Genomic DNA, 19,400 nt, shown 5'->3' on the forward strand with positions numbered 1-19,400 from the left:
CTCAGAGTGTACTGAGGCGCATATTGCCATGAAATGGCATGGCCGGCACGACAGCGCAGATGCGTCCGTACCGGTCAGCCAAGGTTAGCGAAACGCCGCCAGCGGGTCATAGGCAGTTTCAGTGCGATCATCCTGCGACGGCGCGGCCGTGGGATCGGACTGCGGCAGCCAGCTGGCAGCATGAAATTGCCAGCCGCTGCCGGTTGGCATCCAGTGCGGCGCGACATAAGCATGACCGGGCCGGCTCAGTTCCCAATGGCCGCCGCGCCAGACAAACCAGCCGCCCTGAAAAGCCCAGTAACCTCGACTCCAGACCACTCCGGCACGCGGACTCGGCAATTCCTCTTCCTTGTCGGGTGGCGGCGGCAAGCGGCTGACCACTTTTTTCCCGGGCACGCCCGGCATCGGCAAATCCGGTCTCTTTCCGGCAAGAATCGATGATACGCAAAGTCGCAGGGTCAACATGATCGTTTCCTGAAAGCGGTAATGATGATGATTGAATATAGCGCCACCACCGGAAATTTTGTCACGCTGTATTCATTTGTTACACCGCTGACAGACAACTGAACAGGGGCTGACAAAGCCGTCTTCACGCTGTCATGAAATTTCTTTTTGACAATTTCCCGATCAAAAAAATTGGCCTCCCTCATATGAACGGATGAGGCGCATCGCATTCGCCCGACGCTGGAATTTCCACTCCCGTGCAAAGCGGGAAGCACTGAAAAACAAAATGGCGGGTGCGGAAAATGAAAACAATCTGGTCTTTGATCGCCACTCTGGCGACAGCAATATCACTCAACGGTTGCGGTGCCAATGGTCAGGGCCAGGACACTTCGTGGATCAATACCCTGAGTGCGGTACTGGCGGCGAGCGGCAAAGGCAAGCAAACCTATGTGCCGCCGGCGACCAATAGTGACAGCAACAATTACGTCACGCCGGTGAACACGACCCAGCGTTATACGCCGCCGGCAACTACCTATCCGCAGGCTGGAAATAACGGTGGCGGCAGCAAGGATCCGTTTGTCTATTCCGAAAACGTCAATCATTGCCTGGTGACGCAAGCCAATCCAAGTCGCGCCACCAAAAATCGCTGGCGCAATCAGTGCTCGTTCAAGATCGACATCACGTTCTGCAATGTCAAGTCCGGCCGCGATGAATGTCAGATGCGCCTGACCGGCGGCCAAGGCCTGGCACCGGGTGGCAGCCAATACCTGCTCAACGATGAACGAACCTCGGTGTATATCGCCTGCAAGGATCCCTACTATTTGCCGAGCTCGAAATTGACGTGGAGCGGTTCGAACTTTCAGGGCAAATGTCAGATGGCGGCAAAATGATGGCAGCAGCGCTGCACCGGCCACAAAAAAAACACGCATTCCTGACATCTGAATGACAAAGATACAAACTCTGAAAATATATTTTCAGAACTTGCATGGTGCGCGGTCCCGTTGCCGGACACGGCATCAAAATACGTAAAAAAATCAGGGTGTTATTGTTCAGGCCGATCACACACTCTGCCTTTGAAAAATCCTTCCTCACATTCAGATTTACAACAAAAACATCTATCCGTCCGACCGCAAAAAAAAATTCCATCTCCCCATTTGGGAATCATATATATTCCTGAAAACGCAGAATCAGAAACAAGATAAATTCGAAAAATAATCAATTATTTGCGGGGAACGGGAGTCTGACTCCTTAATAAAAATGAAAAGAATCAATGTTGTGCATTTCCTGTGCATGCTCGCCGCCGTATCCGTGTTGAATGGCTGTGCAGTTTCCATCAAAACTACCCCGGTCAGTCTGTCGCCACCAAAATCGGAAACCGCTCCGCGTCAGATACGCATAGAACAGGCTGCGACTGTCACGCTGGATACTGCCTACGAACGCAAGATCCCCGCCGACTCAATCTGGCGCTACACGGGCACCATTGCACAAGGCGATGTATTCCGTCCGGTCAAAACCATATTCACGATCGAGGGGCGACAAGTGCATGAAGCCTATCTCGTCCTTTCCGGCACCCGGCTGGTCGGGTTTTATTTGCCTGGCGAATCCAATTACTCTGCCTTATCCACCCCTGTAATTCTCGCCATAGGAAATGTAAAAAATGAATAGAACACTCGCCTCGTTAGTTGCTGTCGCCGCATTCGCTGTGGTATTGACCGGTTGTGCAAACGGTCCGAAATACACCGAAGTTTCGAGTTCGATTCCAACCCTCCAGACCGATCAGGGACGCGTTTATTTTTTCCGTTCTTCCTCAATGTTTGGCGCAGCCATACAACCCGATATTCGTTTGAACGATCAGGTCGTCGGCACTTCGCAACCGGGTGGTTTCTTCTTTGTTGACCGCCCCGCCGGTCAGTACAGTGCAGCCACCTCGACCGAAACCGACAAGACCGTGAGTTTTGTTCTGGACGCAGGCGAAATCAAGTATGTGCGTACCTCACCATCGCTTGGACTGTTGGCGGGCAGAATCGTACCCAGCCTCGAAACGCCTGAAGCAGCAGTGAAAGAATTGCCTGAACTGAGCTATACCGGCAAGGCTCTTCCCGCCAAGCAAGCGAAGTAATGTCAATTGGCGTCGCATCGGCACCTTGAAGCCGCGACCAGTCGTCACATTGCAGTAACGACTGGTCGAGTGGTTTTGCAAAAACTCTACATTTCCTCCTCGCCCATGCGGATGACCAACATCTCAAATATCCGCGCCTGATCCTGCATCTGGTTGTAGACTCATATTTTCCATCTCAGCCTGCCGCTGTCAGCACCCTTGTTGCCGCAAGCGAACTTTCCGACCTCAAGCGAATCACTCACTAGCCACACCGGCAGCAAAGCACGTATCACTTCCACCCAAAGGAAAGCATGATGCCCAGCCCCGCCAGAATCCCGGATGCCAGCCATCCGATTCACATTGAACCCGTCACGTCGCGTATCGTGGTCAGCATCGCCGGCCAGGTGATTGCCGCCACACAAAATGCCCTGGCCTTGCGCGAGGCCGCTTATCCGGTGGTTTATTACATTCCGCGCCGGGATGTGGACATGGCATTTCTGCAACGAAATACCCACACTTCCTACTGTCCCTACAAGGGCGACTGCAATTATTACAGTGCATCGGTGGCAGGACGTCTGACAGACAACGTCGGCTGGACATATGAAACGCCGTATGAGAGTGTAGCCCTCATACAGAATCACATCGCCTTCTACCCGGATCGCGTCGATCTGGTCAAGCAGTCCTCCCGCATCTGAACCTTCCTCCCGGCTATAGATCATGCGCACCGATACCCTCAACGATACTTCCGCCCCCCTCTCCGATAAAGCCCTGCGTCCTGCTGTACCGATGTTGCACGCGGTACAGGCACGGCAAATAGCCGAACCGCCGCCCGCGGCCCGCGACGGTTTGCTGCAACGCTACCGGCAGCTGCGCAGCCACAGCGATGCCATCGCCGCCGCGCTGACGGCCGAAGACATGGTGGTGCAATCCATGCCGGATGCCAGCCCGACCAAATGGCATCTGGCGCATACCACCTGGTTTTTTGAAACCTTTCTGTTGCAGGCGTTTGTGCCGGGGTATCCAGTCTTCCATCCGGATTATGGGTATCTGTTCAACTCTTATTACGACACTATCGGCGCCCGTCATCCGCGACCACAGCGCGGACTGCTGACACGGCCCTGTATTACCGAAGTGCTGGCGTACCGATGTCATGTGGACCGGCACATGCAGCAATTGCTGGATTCACCCGCCGCAGACCAGCACCGGGACCTGATTGAACTCGGCATGGCACACGAAGAACAGCATCAGGAACTGATGCGCATGGACATCCTGCATCTGTTCAGCAAGTCGCCGCTGAAGCCGGCTTTTGATCCGGCCTGGCCGCAACTCAAGGGGGGCCGCCGCGCGCGTTTCATCGACCGCGCTGCCGGCCTGACCGAGATCGGCCACGATCACCGGCGCAACACGTTTGCCTTCGACAATGAAGGACCGCGCCACAAGTGCTGGCTCAATGCCCACCTGATCGCCGACCGCCTGGTAACCAATGGCGAGTGGCTGGAATTCATGGCGGACGGTGGCTACCGCCGGCCCGGGTTATGGTTGTCCGATGGCTGGGCCACGGTCTGCAATGAACAGTGGCAAGCACCGCTGTATTGGGAACAGACGGCACAGGGCTGGCAACATCTGACATTGAGCGGCATGCAGGCACTGGCACCCGATGTGGCGGTAACCCATGTCAGTTACTACGAAGCCTGTGCCTATGCCTGTTGGGCCGGTGCCCGCCTGCCGACCGAAGCCGAATGGGAAACCGCAGCTGCCGCCAGCGTGCTGGAGCAAGCCGAGGCCAGCGCCTGGCAATGGACGCAAAGTGCCTATTCGTCCTATCCCGGTTATCACCCGGCAGCCGACGCCACCGGTGAATACAATGGCAAATTCATGATCAATCAAATGGTGTTGCGCGGCGGCGCGGCGATCACGCCAGCGGGCCATACGCGCCACACCTATCGCAATTTCTTTTATCCCGACCGGCGCTGGGCCATGGCCGGCGTGCGACTGGCGCGCGATATCAGTGACGACCAGCAGCCACGCCGCCGCTTACGCGGGACGCTGATCACCGGCAGCAATGGCAAGACCGCAAGCGATGGCAATCAGGATTTCAGAAACGATGTGCTGACCGGTCTGGCGCAAAACCCCAAAACCTTGTCGCCCAAGTATTTCTATGACGATATCGGCTCTGCGCTGTTCGAAGAAATCTGTACGCTGCCGGAATATTATCCAACCCGTACTGAAACCGCACTGCTGCAATCAATCGCGGCCGATATCGCCGCCACCATCCCGGCCCGCACGGCACTGATCGAATTCGGCAGCGGCGCCAGTGACAAAACCCGTCTGTTGCTGGATGCGGCGCCTCAAATCCACACCTACATTCCAATCGACATCAGTCAGGACGCACTCGAGAATGCGGCCTTGCGACTGCAACGTCACTATCCGTCCCTGCGGGTTTTGCCGCTGGCCGGCGATTTCACCCAACCGCTGCATTTGCCCGCCGCCGTGCACGGACAACCTTTGCTGGGATTTTTTCCCGGCTCCACCATCGGCAACTTCAGTCCGCCGCAGGCAGTGGCATTTCTGCGCTCGGCGCGCCAATTGCTGGGCCCGGATGCGGCCTTGATTCTCGGCGCCGACATCGTCAAGGATGAGGCTACGCTGGTCGCCGCCTACGACGATGCCGCCGGGGTCACTGCGCGCTTCAATAAAAATCTGCTGGCACGCATCAATCGTGAACTCGATGGCAACTTCCAGCTCGATGCCTTCGATCATCTGGCGCTGTGGAACGCCGGCGCGCAACGCATGGAAATGCATCTGGTCAGCCGCATCGAGCAAGACGTGCAGGTGGCCGGACAACGTTTTCATTTCAAGGCCGGAGAACGCCTGCATACCGAAAATTCGCATAAATTCACCAGCGCTTCCATTACCCTGCTGGCGGCGCAAGCCGGCTGGCAACTCCAGCGACAATGGCTATCGGCAGCGCCGCAATTCGGCATCTTCGAATTCAAACCGTTGCCGGAGTGATTTCCGGTGTCCGGCAGTACGACGTAATACTGCCGGTATCGGTTGCATCACCCGCTTGTCAAAGAATGCCTGTGGCATACCGGCGTAGCCTGCCAAGAGGTATGATTGCCCGACTTCATTCATTCTTGCAAACAAGAACAACATGCCCAAGGTACTCATTCTCGGCGCCAGAGCCCCGGTCGCGCTGGATCATGCCCGACGTTTCGCGCATCAGGGCTGGACCGTCTGCGTCGGCGACAGCATTTCCTGTCGTCTGTCCGGCTGGTCGCAGGCGGTCACCACCAGCATCAAACTGGCATCGCCGCGCTTTGATCCGGCGCAGTTCATTACCGATCTGCGTCAGGCCATCGACCGCCACGCCATTGACCTGGTGATCCCGACCTGCGAAGAAGTATTTTTTCTGTCGCGCTATCGCTCTGCGTTGCCATCCTCTTGCCGGGTCGCCGTCAGCGATTTCGAGATCTTGCGGCAGTTGCACAGCAAATGGGAATTTCAAAGTCTGGCGCGCACCGCCGGTGGTCAACCGCCGGCCAGTACGCTGGTGAGCAGTCTGGCACAGGCGCGCGAATGGGCTGCCGGCAAACCACTGGTATTGAAACCGGAATTTTCCCGCTTCGGCGTGCATGTGCGGATTTACCCGCAAGGCATGCCTTCGCAGGCCGCGGAACTGCCGCCAATGGGACGCTGGGTGGCGCAGGAATACTGCGCCGGCATCGAGCTGTGTTCATACAGCATCGCGGATCAGGGCCGCTTGCTGGCGCATGCGGTGTATCGCCCCGCTTACCGCCTGCATACCAGTGCCAGTTACTACTTTGATCAGCAGGTCGGGCAGCAGGCACCATCGGCGATTCAGACATTCGTAGCGACGCTGGTACAACAGTTGCAATTCACTGGCCAGATTTCTTTCGACTGGATCGCCGCCGACGGTCAGCATCCGCGGGTGCTGGAGTGCAACCCGCGCGCCATCAGCGGCGTGCATTTGTTTGCCATGCAGGATGCGCTGCCTGCGGCCTTTACCGGCAGCGCTGACCAATGCGTCGTCCCAAGTAACTCGCGGGCGCGCATGATTGCACCGGTAATGCGCAGCGCCGGCTTGCTGCAGGCGCTGCGGCGCGGCCAGTTTGCCGGCTGGTGCAGCGATGCCGCTCGCGCCGATGATGTCTTGCGCATCGGCAGCGATGCCATGCCGATCCTCGGCGCGTTGGTGGACATGACCAGTTTCACCACTACGGCACTGCGCCGTGGTTGTACTTTGCGGGAAGCGGCCACCAGCGATATCGAATGGGATGGCGAGGAACTGGCATGGGCCTGAGCATTCTTGCGCAACGCGCAGAGCGCTTCCATACCTTGCATGCCAATGCTGATACGCGACCGTTCATCAGCAATCTGCGTACGCAAGTCGAATTGTTGCGCCATGGCGGCCTGACGTTGCCGGTCACGGTCAATCACGCGGAAGCGGACAACGCCTGGGTCTGTTCCCCGCGCAGCACTTACTGCGATTACGCAATCGAAGAATTACAGCGCTACCTGCCGGCATTGTTGGCGGCCCCGTTGCGCTTGCTATGCCGGGCTTACGGTTACGCACTCGGCATGGCGCGCGTCGATCAGGCGGTGGCACTGAATAACTGGATGCTGAGCACCAATCTGTATCCGCCGCTGGAGCACGCCGCACTCCGTGCCGCGATAGATGAAGCCCGCCAGCGCTGGCCGCAACATGCGCTGTGGTTGCGTTCCCTGAATGCCCATCACAATCAGGATTGGCTGACGGCACTGGCAGAACAGGGTTTCAGCCTGATTCCGAGCCGGCAGGTCTATCTGTTTGACAATCTGGCTGACGGCACGCACGCCAACCTGCAACGCGATCTGCAGTTGTTGCAGAAAACACCGTTGATCAGAATGCTGCCGGCCGATTTCGGCGCCGATGATTTCGAACGCATCGAAGCGCTGTACCGTGCCTTGTATCTGCAAAAATACTCACTGCTCAATCCGCAATACACCGCGCGCTTTCTGCAGACATGGCACGCCGCCGGCTTGCTGGAGTTTCATGGCTTCAAGGATCAGGACGGTGAAATCCAGACGGTGGTCGGCATCTTCCGCCAAGGTCGTACGCTGACCGCGCCCATCGTCGGCTACAACACCACACTGCCGCAGGCACTCGGCCTGTATCGGCTGGCCATGGCATGCGTGTTTGACCTCGCCATCCGCGACCACGCCAGCGTCAACCTGAGCGCCGGCGCTGCCAGCTTCAAACGGCTGCGCGGCGGTCGCCCGGAAATCGAATACAGTGCGGTGCTGACGCAGCATCTGCCAGCGTATCGACGCACCCCGCTGGCCGTCCTGCAAAAGCTGCTGACCGGCATCGGCGTCCCCGTCATGAAACGGTTTGAATTATGAGTGAATGGCTGCCATCCATATACGGCAAATGGTTTGTCGCAGCACGTTCGGAGAATGTGCGCCAACGACCGCTGGCCGTCACGGTATTGCGGCAGGCCCTGGTACTGGGACGCATGGCCGACGGCAGCGTATTTGCGATGGAAGACCGTTGCCCGCACCGGCAAGCGGCACTGTCGGATGGCTGCATCACCAGCCACGGCATTCAATGCCCATATCACGGTTGGACCTTTGACGGCGATGGCAAATGCAGCAACATTCCGGGACTGGCACCTGCGGCAACATTACCGGTGGTCCGCGTCAGAACCGTCGCACTGCGTGAAATGAACGGCCTGATCTGGGTCCGGCTGGCGGCCGGCGGTGATGCCGAACCACCGGAAGTCATGAGTGCCGCAATTCCCGATGCGGCACAATTTTTCTGGCAAACCCGCTGGCAGGCACCGGTGGTCGATGCCATCGAAAACTTTCTTGATCCGCTGCATACGCACACTGTCCATCCGGGGCTGGTACGCTGCGATGGCGTCAGAAAGCCGATACAGGTCAGCCTGCGGCGTACCCCGGACGGTTTTATCGTCAACTATCTGGGGCAAACTGAACAAAGCGGTTTGCTGTACCGATTGTTTGAGTCGCCGCGCATTTCAGAACGAGCGATCTTTGCCGGCGCTGGTTCGGCCCGCATCGAATACCGCTATCAAAACGGCAGTGCGATTCACATCACCCTGCACTTCACGCCTGCGAGCCATGAGCAGACCCATGTATTCACCAGCCTGCACATCGAAAAACGGTGGGCGCCGGCGTGGGCAGTGCGCTTGCTGGTGTTTCCATTTCTGAAGAAAGTAGCGCGCCAGGATCAGCGCATTCTGGAAGCACAAGCGCGCAACAAGTCGCGCTTCCCGCCGACGCGGGGCGCATCGACCATGCTCGACTTTGTGCGTCCGCATCTGGAAAAGATATGGGACAACGAAGATATCCCTGAGCACAAACTGGCGGACAAGGATTTTACGATCTGCTTATGAAATCAGGCTTGCCGGATAGTGTTGCGGCCACCGCCTTTGGCTTGATATAAGGCGGCATCGGCGGCCTTCAGCAAGGCATCGATATCGCCGTACCGTTGACGGTTATAAGTCGCCACGCCAATACTGACGGTAACGATGCCGTGCGCACTGCTGGCATGCGGCAATGCCATCTCCGCAATCGCACGCCGGATTTTCTCCGCCACCTGCAACGCCCCGGGCGCATCCGTTTCGCCCAGCACGGCAATGAATTCCTCGCCGCCGTAACGCGCAGCAACATCGGAGTTGCGCGGCAATTCACCGGCGAAACATGTGGCGACGGCAGTCAATGCATCATCCCCTTTCTGATGTCCATAGGTGTCGTTATACAACTTGAAATGATCGACATCGATAAACAGGATCGAAAATACACCTTGGCTGCTGCGATTGCAGCTGCTCCAGATGCTGCGCAAAGCGTCATCGAGCGCGCGTCGATTGAGCAAGCCGGTGAGGCCATCAATACGGGTCAACTGATGCAACTTCTGTTCGGCTTCAAAACGTTTGCGCAATTCTTTTTTCAATACGCGGAACAGCAACAGGCAGACCAGCGAAAACAAAACCATCAAGCTGACGATGGTGTACAGGATTTCAGTCCAGTGGCGATAGATATCCTGCTCCGAACGACCGACAAACAGCACCAGCTCTGTACCGGGAATTTCCCGGAATGCATATAAGCGGCGGATACCATCATTCACTCCGCGCAAAAAAAAGCTGCCGCTGTCTTGTTGAATCAACGGCGCAATTTGCTGGAAGCCGCTGCTCTTGCTGATATCGCGGCCAATGACGGATTCGGCAAACGGCAGCCGCATATATACCACGCCATCGCGCGAATAGAGCGACATCACGCCCTCACTTCCCAGCGCCAGGCCGCTGAACAGGTCGCGGAAATAGTTCAGATCGAGCGCCATCAACACCACGCCCGTGAATGTGCCGTCGGCGCTGGACATGCGCTTCGACAACACCAGTACTTGCAAATCGGTATCAAGCTTGGCGTTGATCGGTTTAGAGATATACAGACCGTGATCGAACGTATCCCGTTGCACGGTAAAGTAAGCACGGTCGCCGTAATCCTTGCCCAGCTGCGCGCCCTGCCGCGACGAGACCACCACCTTGCCCTGCGCATCCAATACTGCCATGACGACGATATGCTGCGCCCCGAGCGTGCTGCCGAACAAGAATGAATGGCGTTGATCCCGCGACAGTTGCCGCAACAAGGAATGTTGATAGCGATCCGCGAGCGTATCCAGCGACAACGACAATATCTCCAGATTTCTGGCGATATCGCGCTGCGCGATCAAAGTCAGATTTTGTGACGTTTCAAGAGCATAGTGCCGCGCTTCGTCATGGCTTTTGTAAAGCACCCAGCTGCACAAACCAAACATCATGGCGGCCAGCAAGACGCCACTCCCCCGCAGAACTTTTTGTAAGCGTTTAATTTTTCGAATCCTATCTTTGCAACAACACCCCGGTACGGTGATCCAGACTCCGTATCATGCTGACACGTCGACGCCCGCGTTTATTTGCAACTCAAACTGTCGACAGGCGAATTAACGCATAAAAGCTCAGCTTTAAACATATTTCCATTGAACAACGTAGGGGAAAGACAACATCAGCGTGACAAATGCCAGCGATGCCGGGAAGTGAATTTCGCATTGTCTGTCTGGCCAAAACTCGTGTGAGCAGCGCGCATTCTTGCAGCCGGTCGCAGCAGGCCTTGCACCGCGTAAGCCGACACCAGTGATGCTTTTCAAAATCCGTGAATCGTTACATAAATAGTTACACGAAATACACACTGACAAGTTTATATGCCTATAATGATTCGTCGAAATATCAAATAAACTATCGTTACATGACAATTGCTCAAACCATCCTTGAAACACTGCGTACCTGGCACCGGCAACAAGCTGGCGAACTGTTGCGCCGTCTCGGGGTGAGCCGGCCGTCATTGATGCGGGCGATTGCGGAATTGGACGGTCAGGTCATTTCACGCGGCCGTGCACGCCGCACTGCATATGCGGCGCGGCGCGCCATTCGAGGCAATCCGAACCCGCTTCCACTGTATCGCATTGATGCCTTAGGTCGCGCGCATGAAGCCGGCTTGCTGGAACCGGTTTACCCGGAGGGCTGCGCACTGAGTTTCACGGAAACATGTCCGTGGCCGCTGGATGACGAGATGACGGATGGCTGGTTCCGCAGCTTGCCTTATTTTTTTGGCGACATGCGGCCGCAAGGTTTTCTCGGACGCAACTTCGCGCACCAATTCGCTGCCATCCTGCAAATGGATCAGGATGTGCAACGCTGGAACGAAGATGATGTATTGCATGCATTGAGCCTGCTTGGCTGGGACCAGCCCGGCGATTACATTCTCGGTGAACAGGCGCTGCGCCGCTTTCTGCAAGAACAGCAAAACGGCAGCCATTTTCTGTCCGACGATGAAATCTCGACGATCTATCCGCAGCGGGCACTGCAAGCGTTGAACTTCGGCATCGCAGATTCATCGGCGGCCGGCGAGTTTCCCAAATTTACCGTGCATCGGTTGATACATGGCAAACCGGCGCACGTCATCGTCAAATTCTCCGGCGCTGACGGCTCACCACAGGAACAGCGCTGGTCGGATTTGCTGGTGTGTGAACATCTGGCGCTGGCCACCATTGCCGATACGCTCAAACTCAGTGCCGCGCAAAGCCGCATTTATCAAATGCATGGCCGCACTTTTTATGAAGTCGACCGCTTTGACCGCCACGGTGAATTCGGCCGCTCCGGCGTATGCTCCTGGCTGGAGTTGAATGCCGCCTTGTTCGGATTGACCGGTCCGTGGTCGGACGGTGCACAGGCATTATTGAAAGCAGAATACATTGCGGAAGAGACTGCGCAACAGATCAATCTGCTTGCGCATTTCGGCCACCTGATTGCCAATACCGATATGCACGATGGCAACCTGGCATTCCTGCCGGGACTGACGCTGGCGCCCGCCTATGACATGCTACCGATGCAGTACGCGCCACAAGGCGGAGTCGAATTGAGCATCCGCAAATTTGCCCCGGCCTTGCCTTTGCCAAAACAGCGCAGCGACTGGCTGCGCGCTGCCGACGCTGCACTGGTGTTCTGGCGCCGGGCTGCACAAGATGCGCGCATCAGTGATGCATTTCGCGCCATCTGCGGCATCAATGCCGGCATCGTGGAACGACTGTTGATTGCGCAACGTGATTGAAGAAGCCTGATCATGGTTTCCCGCGCAGCAACGCGCGCCGGAAGTTTGCGGCCCTCTGCCCATCATTGCCTTTTGCTCCACATTCAAACATGCAGACAATTCTGATATCGGGCGGTGATCTTTTTGACGGTGCATCTGATCAGCTCGCTGCCGCTGGAAAAACCGGCAGCGCGCTGACCATCGACTGACAACGGGACGTCAGGGTTGCTGCGGGTTGATTGCGTTGTCGTGCAGCAGCACGTCCTCATAAAAGGCACCTACCGGCAGCGTCAGATCGCGTACCTGAATTTCCAGCACCCAGATACCGTTGCCCGGCACAAAGTCGGCATCAGCCAGTTTCTGCTTGCCGTACAGCGCGTGCGGAAAATCTGCCACGCGGTGACCCGGGATTTCCCGCACGAGCGCACAACCATACTCGCGGGCGTAGGCGTCGGCGCGATCATACAGCGCGGCGCCGCTGGCGCCGGCCAGCCAGTCGAGCCGGGTACGGCGGAACACATCGCGCGCGGCCTGAGCGCAGCGTTCGCCCGCCGCTTCGGTACCCATGACGAAGGTGTCGCCATAGTCGCCTTCGTAGCCATCCCAGACCGGGCCGATGTCCACCACGAACACGTCGTCTTGCTGCAGCACGCGCTGAAAATCCGTAGGCTGCACCGCCGGTGATTGTGTATCGATGCCGAACCGCACATAGGTCGGATGCCAGTTGTTCGACGCGCCCATCTGACGCAAATGGGCGTCCGCCACGGTGATGGCTTCGCGGGTATTCATGCCAGGCCGCAGCAAGGCGGCGATTTCCGCCACTGCGGCCATTGAGCGCTGACGCGCGTCGAGGATACCGGCCATCGTGAAGCGCTGGCCCACGCGTTCCCATGCGTGAACCTCATGCTGCGGCGGGCTGGTATTGATATCCGTGGCGGACGGCAGAAATGCCTCGGACAGGAAGCGCGCTTGCGGCAGCCCCGCCGCGACGAGTTGCCCGCGCGCTGCACGCACCATTGCCGGATTGCCGCAGGCATACACCACGCTGCGCGTCCAGTCATGGCCGGCGGCAATGGCCAGTTCCTGCACGTGACGGCACCGTTGCGGATCGGCCGCTGTGTCTGCTTGGTCCGACAGCGCGGCATGCCAGCGCAAACCGGCATGCTTGCCTTGCAGTGCATCGAGCAATGGCGCGGCATAGCAGTCTTCCGAGGTCCGGCCGCCCCAGTACAAGGTCACTGTCTTCATGCGCCGGCTATCGAGCGCCGCCATCAGGATCGGAAACACGCCCGCAAAGCCGGTACCCGTGGCCAGCAATACCAGATGCTCCACCTCTTCGCTGCCGCCGTCTTGCGGCCAGACGCAGGTGCCGAGCGGACCTTCCAGCATCAGCGCATCGCCCGCCGCAAGCCGTGGCAGGATGCCGTCCGTAAAGGCGCCTCCGGGCTGGCGACGGATATGAAACTCCAGCCGCACGGGTCCGGCCGCGCCCGGGGTATTGGCAATGGAAAAGCAGCGGTGGCTGCCGCCATCGAACAGCAACTGCACATGCTGCCCCGGCAGGTATTCGAATGACTCTGCATCTTGCAGTTCAACGATCAGCTGCGTCACATCCTGCGCCAATGGCAGCCGCGATATCACGCGTACGCTGTGCATCCCGGGCGGACGAGCCGGCGCCTGCCAATGCGGAAACGTGAGCGTCAGGTCGCTCGCCGCACGACATTGGCACATCAGCAATTCATCGCCGGCGGTCACATACGTGCGCTCGTTCGGTGGAGTAATGGACGCGAAGCAGCCTTCGCGCACGGTGGCTCTGCATGAACCGCATTCGCCACGCTGACAGGAAAATGGCACCGCAATGCCTTGCGCCAGCGCCGCGTCCAAAATGGACGTCTGGTCACTCGTGGCGAAGGTATCCGTATCGAGGGTGACGGTGTAAGTGGATGCAGCCAATTCTTGCATGGTGTTCTCTCAGTGGCGGGCCCCGATGGGCCATGACATGCAATTTAACGATAGAATGGCCTGTCGGATAGAGCCATTTTTCAAAATACAAGCAAGCCACTTCATGAATCAATCAATGTCTGATGCCAAGCGCCAAGAAGCCAGCCTGGACCTGCCCCTCGATCCACCTGGCGCAGGAGAGTCCAAGCAATCCTGGGTCTACCGCCAGATTCGCGAGCGCATTCTCAAGGGAGCGCTGTTGTCCGGCGTACGCCTGCCGTCCACGCGCAGCCTGGCACAGCGCTGGTGCGTCTCGCGCTCCACCGTCGAGGCCGCTTACGATCAGTTGCGCAGCGAAGGCTACACCGCGGGGACGGTAGGCTCCGGCACCTATGTTGCGGCGGTGATTCCGGACAAGTTCTTTCGCCGCGGGCAGCCGCACCAAGAGGCTTCGGCAAAACCGGTGCCGACACCCTTGGGGCAGGATCAGACCGGATCGCCGTTCTCGTCGCGCACTGCCGACGCATCGCTGTTTCCGCTGGCAAGCTGGAATAAGGGCCTGGCCGCCAGCACACGACAAATCACGCCCGCGCAGCTCGGAAGCGACCAGTTCCAGGGTTGGCCGCCGCTGCGCGAACAGATTGCGCGTTATCTCGGAGCGGCGCGCGATATCCGCTGCGATCCCCATCAGGTCATCGTTCTTTCAGGTATCCGGGATGCGCTCAATCTCTGCGGGCGCATCTTGCTGAAACCGCAGGACAAGGTATTGATTGAAGATCCCGGCTATCTCAATGCCGTGCCGATCTTCGGCCAGTACACGCCGCATGTGATGCCGCTGCCCATCGACACCCACGGCTTTGCGACGGCACAGGCGCGCCGCCAGCGAGGCGTGAAGCTGGTCTACGTCACGCCCGCCCATCAATCACCCACGGGCATCACCATGCCGGTATCGCGCCGGCTGGAACTGCTGGATTGGGCGGAACAGAGCGGTGCCTGGATCGTGGAAGACGACTACGACAGCGAATTCAATTACGACGGCGCCCCGCTCGCCGCATTGAAAAGCATGGACAACGCCGATCGCGTCATCCACTGCGGCAGCTTCAACAAGAGCATGTTCAATGCGTTGCGCATCGGCTACGCGGTCGTGCCGAAAACCTTGGTACCGGCGTTCATCGAGGCCCAGCGCATGGCCGGGCGGGCGAACAGCGTGATCGAACAGATGACGCTGACGCGCTTCCTTGACGACGGCGGTTTTGCGCGCCACGTACGCAAGGCGCGCGGCGTCTATGCACGCCGGCGCGACGTGTTGCTGCAGGCGCTACAGCAGGCGGCGGCGACCGACACTCTGCGCATCAGTGGCGAGCATGCCGGCTTTCATTTGTTGTGGTGGCTGCCAGATGGATGGGAGATGGCGCATGTGGTCGAAGCAGGCAAGCGGGCCGGCGTCGGCGTGCAGGCACTGGCTGATTTCTGTCGCAAAACGGTGCTGCCACCGGGCGTCGTGATCGGCTACAGCGCTGTGGAGGAAGAGCGCCTGCGGCGCTTCGGTCTGCTACTGGCAAACGCCCGGCCGAAACGTTGACGAGAACGCCGGCGAGAGCCGCTCAAACCGAGGGCTGCCAAAAAAATATCGGGCATCGAATTTTCCGGGTCATTAGAAAGATTTCTAAAAACAGATAGACATTCGACCACAAATTCATCTGACAGATCAGTGCACCGCAGCTTGTGATCGCCGTCATGTCCGCCATCAGCTATGATGGCCCCGACAGCAAAGTCTTGCGACATATCGCTGTCATTTTTCTCACGCTAAAACGATGACCACATGCACACAATTCTGGTTCTGGGCGGTTACGGTTTTTTTGGCGGCCGCATCTGTGCAGCACTCGCTGCCGACAACAACATTCATCTGCTGATCGCCGGACGCAATGCGGGTCAAGCGCAAGCCATGGCCAACAGTCTGGGCTTGTGCTCCGATCAGGGACTGGCGATTGACGCCAATGCCGGCGATCTGGCACAACGCTTTGCGCAATGGAAAGTCGATACCGTCATTCACACCGCCGGACCATTTCAGGGGCAAGACTACGGCGTCGCCCGCGCGGCAATTGCCGCCGGTGCCAACTATATTGATCTCGCCGACGGCAGAGACTTTGTCGCCGGCATTACGCAACTTGATGATATCGCCCGTGAACAAGAGGTTTTTGTCACGAGCGGAGCAAGTTCGCTGCCGGCACTTTCATCCGCAGTGGCAGATCGCTATCTCCATCGCTTCAGCCAGCTGCAATCCATCCGTCACGGCATCGCATCGGGCGCGCGCGCTCCCGGTCTCGCCACCATGCGTGGTGTCTTTGGCTATTGCGGAAAAGCATTTCTGCGGCTGCAGAATGGCCGCCGGACCCAAGTATATGGCTGGCTCGACACACAGCGCCATGTATTCCCGGAACCGGTCGGCGCCCGCCTGCTGGGAAGTTGTGACGTTCCCGACCTGCAGCTGTTTGCGCAGCGCTACCCGGGTGTGCATACGGTCACTTTTCATGCCGGATTCGCCAGCATGCCGGGACATGCGTTCGTCTGGGCCGCATCTCAACTGGTGCGCTGTGGCCTGCTGGCCAGCCTGGTACCGCTGGCCAAACCGTTACACACCATCAGCCAGTGGCTGGAACCCTGGGTCAGCGACAAGGGTGGCATGTTTGTGTCGATGCGCGGTGTTGGCATCGACGGCAAGCCGCTGGAACTGACATGGCATTTGCTGGCCGCCAGCAATCATGGCCCTCACATTCCCTGCGGCGCATCGATTGCACTGGCAAGAAAACTCGCCGCCGGAGAAAAATTCGAGGCCGGAGCAAAGCCCTGTATGGGTGTGATCAGTGCAGAAGATTACCTGGCTGCGATAGCACACCTTGACGTCCTCGAGGTGCCGGCATGAGCGGCTATCTGTTCATCAAATGGCTGCACATCATCAGCGCCAACATCTTGTTCGGCACTGGCATCGGGATTGCATTTTTCAAATGGATTACTGATCGCAGCGGTGACATTCGCGCCATTCGTATCGTGACTGAGCGTACTGTTCTTGCCGATTGGATCTTCACGACGCCGGCGGTGATCGTGCAACCGCTGACCGGACTTGCGCTGGTATATCTGGCCGGTTACCCGCTGTGGAACGGCTGGGTGCTGTATGCCGTGCTGCTGTATATCGTGGCCGGCTGTTGCTGGCTGCCGGTCGTCGTACTCCAGATCCGCATGCGCAATCTGGCGCGCAGCGCCGATCGGGATCAGACCGCGCTGCCAGCGCAATATTGGCAATATGCACGGGCATGGTTCTGGCTAGGCATTCCGGCTTTCGCAGCGTTGATTGCGGTGTACTGGCTGATGGTTTACAAACCGACACTCTGACCTCACAAGCGCCAATGGAAGACAGGAATTTTTCCCGCAATCTGCGACGGCTCTATTGGACCATGCGGCCAGGCATCGCCTGCATCTGGTGTTGGACGGCGATCACCTCATGGTTCTTTTACCCGCAAACCATCTCACTCGAATGGTTGCGATTGCTCGGTTTCACCTGGCACACGCAATGGATACTCGCCGCGGCATGCTTGCTTGATCTGTGCATGGGCATTGCCTCCGCCATTTTTCCATCGCGCCGGCTGTGGCAACTACAGTGCGTCATCATCGTCTTTTATTCAATTGCCATTGCTGTGTGGCTACCGGAATTCCTGCTTCACCCGTTCGGCCCGCTGAGCAAGAACATCGCCGTGCTGGCGTGCCTGAACTATCTCATCGTGTTGGAGCGACACCCGGATTTGATTTCAGGCAAGCACTGAGAATAAAACCACGCAATTTTCACCCCGGAAGCACAAGTACGTCCGGCACAGCGCGGGAACCAGAATCTTCTTGATGCCACTTATCAGCAAGAAAATCATTTCCAAGAGCGACGCATGACTTACATCAGTCCCCACCAATCTTCCGCAGATAATGTGCATTTCTCTCCTGCGGCGGAAGAAACACCTGCGCAACATTCCTCCACGACTTCGGCCGCACCGCAGAGAACCGGCGCACCTCATTTGCCGGGGTCGGTTGCGGGACAAGGCGCAAGTCGCCACCCGTTGCAGAACAGCGAGGCCAAGATCGACCTGCGCGTCCCCTTTTATTCGCTTCCGATCGAGCTGCGAAACAAGATTGCAGATGGCCTCGATGTCGCGACCAAATTGAATTTGAAATTGACATGCCGGCAAGCGTATGCAGAAGGTAACCAACTTCATTTCGACATCTCGGTATCAAATGGAAATGAATTGGACGATGCGCTCGTCTTCTTTGGTCAGGCCAAAGGAAAGCTCCACAGTCTGGATATCACGCCGCAAGGAACGACTGACACCATCTGGTCAAATGTCAGTGCACTCGGGCGATTCCGATCCGGTGCTGCCGCAATCTTCGATCCGCCGTCAGTGACCGCTACGATCGACATCAAACTCTCCCAGCTACAGCGATTGCAGGAGAAGCCTTTCTCGTCATTGCGATCCCTCACACTGAGTGGCGGCCGGCTTGCCGACAAAGGAGCGGATGTACCGCAACAAGTCGCCACCCTGCTCAGCAGTCTGCCGCTTAAACATATCCGGCTGGTGAACAACGATTGGCTTGAGGCTGCTCACCTGGATCAGCTCTGCAAAGGAGGCATCCGTTCGTTCTCTCTGCTGGGAAATTCCCGCCTGACGACGCGGGACATCGCGCAATTGGCAAAGCGAGCCAATGTCAAGATCGATGTCGCGGCAGACGCGGAGGAACTGGCTTTGCGAAGAGATGCCATCCGGCACGCAATCGAGAGCAGCCCCACAGCGCAGCTGCAAGTGAGAAGCTATGTGATGGCATCCCAACTTGTGGGCTGATACCATCAACGCGACCGCGAAAGCAGTTGCGTTCCCCTCCGGTCTTGAACACTGTTTTGCTCTGCATACGGAGCGATATTCGCTGTTGCGGAATCGGCGCTGATTTGCAGAAAAAAGGCCTGCAGCGATGCCGGCCTTTTTTACTCTGGTGCTGATGAGAGGAATCGAACCTCCGACCTCGCGATTATCTGGTGTCATACCTGTCCTCACTCAAATCTCTTGTTGTGCCAACGTTGGCTCGGGGCCATGACACGAAACGACGTGTACATCTTGCTCACCTGATTCCAAAACGTTGAGTTCTGCTGCGGCAGCTCGTTCGTCGATTAAGACATCTGCACTCCTGCGACGCGCGCTCTGGATTGAGTTACGAAGCGAAAGCATTTCTGCTTCTGCTT

18 protein-coding genes and 1 pseudogene are annotated in these 19,400 nt (G+C 57.8%); 16 read left to right on the top strand and 3 right to left on the bottom strand.

Annotated features, from left to right (window positions below; translation table 11 throughout):
- Window positions 1-84: 84 nt before the first annotated feature.
- A complete protein-coding gene (locus AKL27_RS14665; protein WP_050463584.1) occupies window positions 85-465 on the bottom strand; it encodes a hypothetical protein in 381 nt (126 codons plus the stop codon).
- A gap of 281 nt (window positions 466-746) precedes the next feature.
- Between AKL27_RS14665 and AKL27_RS14670 the strand changes: the two genes are divergently transcribed.
- The 9 genes and pseudogenes from AKL27_RS14670 (at window position 747) to AKL27_RS14705 (ending at window position 8,961) form a co-directional block, all read left to right on the top strand.
- Window positions 747-1,334 (top strand): hypothetical protein, encoded by a 588-nt coding sequence (locus tag AKL27_RS14670; RefSeq protein ID WP_050463585.1) that lies wholly within the window; start codon window positions 747-749, stop codon window positions 1,332-1,334.
- Between the two features lie 367 nt (window positions 1,335-1,701).
- Window positions 1,702-2,109, top strand: a complete 408-nt coding sequence (locus AKL27_RS14675) for a hypothetical protein (protein WP_198155973.1) — start codon at window positions 1,702-1,704, stop codon at window positions 2,107-2,109.
- The gene (locus tag AKL27_RS14680) at window positions 2,102-2,563 is read left to right on the top strand and encodes a DUF2846 domain-containing protein (RefSeq protein WP_050463587.1); all 462 of its coding nucleotides are present in this window, start codon (window positions 2,102-2,104) and stop codon (window positions 2,561-2,563) included. Before AKL27_RS14675 ends, AKL27_RS14680 begins: the two co-directional genes overlap by 8 nt.
- A 290-nt stretch (window positions 2,564-2,853) precedes the next feature.
- Window positions 2,854-3,237 carry a DUF427 domain-containing protein gene (locus AKL27_RS14685; RefSeq protein WP_050463588.1) on the top strand — a complete coding sequence of 128 codons (384 nt, stop codon included), beginning with the start codon at window positions 2,854-2,856 and terminating at the stop codon, window positions 3,235-3,237.
- Between the two features lie 91 nt (window positions 3,238-3,328).
- Window positions 3,329-4,549 (top strand): annotated as a pseudogene (gene egtB, locus AKL27_RS28445) (ergothioneine biosynthesis protein EgtB); the annotation flags it as partial.
- 99 nt (window positions 4,550-4,648) lie between these two features.
- Complete coding sequence (gene egtD / locus AKL27_RS28450; protein WP_232310998.1) at window positions 4,649-5,554, top strand: L-histidine N(alpha)-methyltransferase; 906 nt, start codon at window positions 4,649-4,651, stop codon at window positions 5,552-5,554.
- Window positions 5,555-5,696: 142 nt separating this feature from the next.
- Window positions 5,697-6,866, top strand: a complete 1,170-nt coding sequence (locus tag AKL27_RS14695) for an ATP-grasp domain-containing protein (protein ID WP_050463590.1) — start codon at window positions 5,697-5,699, stop codon at window positions 6,864-6,866.
- Window positions 6,857-7,948 (top strand): GNAT family N-acetyltransferase, encoded by a 1,092-nt coding sequence (locus AKL27_RS14700; RefSeq protein WP_050463591.1) that lies wholly within the window; start codon window positions 6,857-6,859, stop codon window positions 7,946-7,948. The genes AKL27_RS14695 and AKL27_RS14700 overlap by 10 nt, the downstream gene beginning before the upstream one ends.
- Window positions 7,945-8,961 carry an aromatic ring-hydroxylating oxygenase subunit alpha gene (locus tag AKL27_RS14705; protein ID WP_083439056.1) on the top strand — a complete coding sequence of 339 codons (1,017 nt, stop codon included), beginning with the start codon at window positions 7,945-7,947 and terminating at the stop codon, window positions 8,959-8,961. The genes AKL27_RS14700 and AKL27_RS14705 overlap by 4 nt, the downstream gene beginning before the upstream one ends.
- 2 nt (window positions 8,962-8,963) lie before the next feature.
- On the opposite strand, the gene AKL27_RS14710 is transcribed toward AKL27_RS14705, so the two are convergent.
- Window positions 8,964-10,394: a sensor domain-containing diguanylate cyclase gene (locus AKL27_RS14710; RefSeq protein WP_232310996.1), complete on the bottom strand. Its 1,431-nt coding sequence runs from the start codon at window positions 10,392-10,394 to the stop codon at window positions 8,964-8,966.
- Window positions 10,395-10,846: 452 nt separating this feature from the next.
- Here AKL27_RS14710 and yjjJ point away from each other — a divergent pair, with 452 nt between their 5' ends.
- Both yjjJ and AKL27_RS27755 read left to right on the top strand, forming a co-directional pair.
- Window positions 10,847-12,208, top strand: a complete 1,362-nt coding sequence (gene yjjJ, locus AKL27_RS14715; RefSeq protein WP_050463592.1) for a type II toxin-antitoxin system HipA family toxin YjjJ — start codon at window positions 10,847-10,849, stop codon at window positions 12,206-12,208.
- On the top strand, window positions 12,205-12,396 hold the full coding sequence (locus tag AKL27_RS27755) for a hypothetical protein (RefSeq protein WP_157056928.1): 192 nt from the start codon (window positions 12,205-12,207) through the stop codon (window positions 12,394-12,396). The genes yjjJ and AKL27_RS27755 overlap by 4 nt, the downstream gene beginning before the upstream one ends.
- A 10-nt stretch (window positions 12,397-12,406) precedes the next feature.
- Here the strand turns inward: AKL27_RS27755 and AKL27_RS14720 are convergent, their stop codons facing one another.
- Window positions 12,407-14,149, bottom strand: a complete 1,743-nt coding sequence (locus AKL27_RS14720) for an NAD(P)H dependent flavin oxidoreductase family protein (protein ID WP_157056929.1) — start codon at window positions 14,147-14,149, stop codon at window positions 12,407-12,409.
- A gap of 115 nt (window positions 14,150-14,264) precedes the next feature.
- Between AKL27_RS14720 and pdxR the strand changes: the two genes are divergently transcribed.
- From pdxR to AKL27_RS14745, 5 genes are all read left to right on the top strand, one after another.
- Window positions 14,265-15,710 carry a MocR-like pyridoxine biosynthesis transcription factor PdxR gene (gene pdxR, locus AKL27_RS14725; protein WP_050463593.1) on the top strand — a complete coding sequence of 482 codons (1,446 nt, stop codon included), beginning with the start codon at window positions 14,265-14,267 and terminating at the stop codon, window positions 15,708-15,710.
- Between the two features lie 240 nt (window positions 15,711-15,950).
- Complete coding sequence (locus tag AKL27_RS14730) at window positions 15,951-17,051, top strand: saccharopine dehydrogenase family protein (RefSeq protein ID WP_050463594.1); 1,101 nt, start codon at window positions 15,951-15,953, stop codon at window positions 17,049-17,051.
- A complete protein-coding gene (locus AKL27_RS14735) occupies window positions 17,048-17,518 on the top strand; it encodes a DUF2269 family protein (RefSeq protein WP_050463595.1) in 471 nt (156 codons plus the stop codon). The genes AKL27_RS14730 and AKL27_RS14735 overlap by 4 nt, the downstream gene beginning before the upstream one ends.
- A gap of 14 nt (window positions 17,519-17,532) precedes the next feature.
- A complete protein-coding gene (locus AKL27_RS27190; RefSeq protein WP_198155975.1) occupies window positions 17,533-17,946 on the top strand; it encodes a DoxX-like family protein in 414 nt (137 codons plus the stop codon).
- Window positions 17,947-18,060: 114 nt separating this feature from the next.
- Entirely contained in the window at window positions 18,061-19,005 is a 945-nt protein-coding gene (locus AKL27_RS14745; RefSeq protein WP_157056931.1) for a hypothetical protein, read from the top strand.
- Window positions 19,006-19,400 lie beyond the last annotated feature (395 nt).

Origin of the sequence: Herbaspirillum autotrophicum, from assembly GCF_001189915.1 — a bacterium.
Classification (GTDB): Bacteria; Pseudomonadota; Gammaproteobacteria; order Burkholderiales; family Burkholderiaceae_D; genus Herbaspirillum; species Herbaspirillum autotrophicum.